Origin of the sequence: Gordonia sp. CNJ-863, from assembly GCF_001942325.1 — a bacterium.
GTDB lineage: Bacteria > Actinomycetota > Actinomycetes > Mycobacteriales > Mycobacteriaceae > Gordonia > Gordonia alkanivorans.
On the sequence record NZ_MKKG01000068.1, the window covers coordinates 1 to 2,286 of the forward strand.

Genomic DNA, 2,286 nt, shown 5'->3' on the forward strand with positions numbered 1-2,286 from the left:
TGATGGTCTTCGCGAGCCAGAAGACGCAGAACGTGCAGAACCCGCAACCGAGTGAACTGCCGACGTTGTTGAAGGTGGTCGTGTCGAAAACGGCTGGGGGCTGGCAGATCCAGGACTATGGCCCAGCAGAATAAGGCGGCTGTGCCGCAGAAGGAGTATTCATGAAGAGCACGATGCAGGACGTACCTTTGACGGTGTCGTCGATCCTTCGCCACGTCGCGACGAATCACGCCGGAAGGCAGGTGATCACCTACGGCGGCGCCGAACCGGCTCGAACCACGACTTACGGGCCCCTTGAGGAACGCTGCGGTCAGCTGGCCAATGCTCTGCGTCGTGCCGGTGTGGGCGACGATGACCGTGTAGCTACTTTGCTGTGGAACAATCAGGAGCACCTAGAGGCGTACGCTGCGGTTCCCGCCATGGGTGCCGTCCTGCATACCCTGAATCTGCGGTTGTCTGCGTCCCAACTGTCGTTCATCGCGAATCACGCTGAGGACCGGGTCATCATTACGGATAGTTCGCTGGTGCCGTTGTTGGCACCGGTGCTGCCGGGCCTGTCGACCGTACGTGTCGTGTTCGTCGCCGGCGGTGGGGAGGTGTCGGCGCTGGAGGGCAACGGCGTCGAAATCATTCGTTATGAGGACGCGCTCGCTGCGGAGTCCCCGGCCTTTCCGTGGGCAGAACCCGATGAGAGATCGGCGGCGGCTATATGCTACACCAGCGGAACCACGGGAGACCCCAAGGGGGTTGTCTACAGCCACCGTTCGATGTTCCTTCACTCGATGGCAGCCTGTACCGGCAATGCGCTCGCCGTGGAGGAGGGTGACCGAGTCCTGCCGGTGGTGCCGATGTTCCACGCCAGTGCCTGGGGTCTTCCCTATGCGGCCCTTATGGCGGGTGCCGACTTGCTTCTGCCCGACCGATTCCTGCAGGCGGCGCCTCTGGCGGACATGATTCAGACACATCGGCCCACGAAAGCGGGTGCCGTTCCGACCATCTGGAACGATCTGTTGCAGTTTGGGTCATCGCATCCCGATGTGGATCTGTCGTCGATCAGTCTGGTCGCCTGCGGGGGTGCGGCGGTGCCGCAGTCGTTGATCGAGGGATTCGCGGACAGGTTCGGCGTCCCGATTATCCAAGCGTGGGGGATGACGGAAACCTCGCCACTCGCCGCGGTGAGTCGACCACCGGCCGGTGTCGCACCGGAATCCGATATGACGTATCGCAAGCGTCAGGGCCGTGCCATCTGTGGCGTCGAGATGCGTCTCACCGACGAGGCCGGTATGCCGGTTCCACGTGACGACAGGTCCGTGGGGGAACTGGAAGTGAGGGGGCCGTGGATCACCGGTGGCTATTATAATATGGACGAAGACAGCGACAAGTTCCGTGACGGCTGGCTGCGGACTGGCGATGTTGGCCACATCAGCCCGGACGGCTATCTGACGCTCACCGATCGAACGAAGGACGTCATCAAGTCCGGTGGCGAGTGGGTCTCATCGGTGGAGCTCGAGAACACCATAATGGGCCATCCTCAGGTGGCCGAGGCTGCCGTGATCGCTATCCCCCACGAGCGATGGCAGGAGACGGCCCTAGCCGTGGTCGTCCGGACGCACGGCAGCGACGTTACCGCCGATCAACTCGGCCAGTGGTTCCTCGAGAATTGCCCCGCCGAGATCCCTCGTTGGTGGATTCCCAAGAACTGGGCGTTCGTGGACCAGGTGCCACGCACCAGCGTGGGCAAGTTCGACAAAAGAGCTTTGCGTGCCCAACATGCCGACGGGGATCTCGTCGTCGTGCCGAACTGAACACATTCTCGCTGACGGCGGCGGTTCGCTGAACCGCCGCCGTCTGGTGTTCACCGCCTCGGCTGATGCTCTCAGAAGTGCTCAGGCCAGGCAGTCCGCAGCGATGACTCACACTGCGACCGAGCATTACAGCACGGGGTGTAGCGAAAGCGTTAGCGCGAATGGGCAATTGATCGTGGGGCCGTTTCACAGCAGGAACCGAGAGTTCCTGTCAACCCTCGCGCGCCTGATGTAGATTCACCCCGCCATCAGCGATTAGACGTCGTCAAAGGTCCTCTGGCATAGGGTCCTACCTCGGTGGAATCCCGGCTCACGGCCGCGCGGTGCAGCCGCCCTGGCCACCAGCTCGCCTCACCGAGCAATGCTGCCAGCGCAGGGACGACAATCGTGCGGACGAGAAAGGTGTCCAGGAGTAACCCGATACCGATGATGAAGCCGATCTGCACCATCACGTCGATCGATCCCAGCATGAGTCCGAACA

Annotated in this window: 2 protein-coding genes; one reads left to right on the forward strand and one right to left on the reverse strand. The window is 62.2% G+C overall.

All coding sequences use genetic code 11. From position 1 onward, the window contains the following. The first annotated feature begins 161 nt into the window (after nt 1-161). The gene (locus BJF87_RS22685; protein ID WP_006357955.1) at nt 162-1,805 is read left to right on the forward strand and encodes a fatty acid--CoA ligase; all 1,644 of its coding nucleotides are present in this window, start codon (nt 162-164) and stop codon (nt 1,803-1,805) included. 248 nt (nt 1,806-2,053) lie between these two features. Here the strand turns inward: BJF87_RS22685 and BJF87_RS22690 are convergent. Further along, nucleotides 2,054-2,286: MMPL family transporter (locus BJF87_RS22690; protein WP_262339115.1), on the reverse strand; the 233-nt coding region annotated here is incomplete at its 5' end.

Coding starts and splice junctions, on each gene's coding strand:
- BJF87_RS22685 (WP_006357955.1), top strand. CDS start 162: ATGAAGAGCACGATGCAGGACGTACCTTTGACGGTGTCGTCGATCCTT.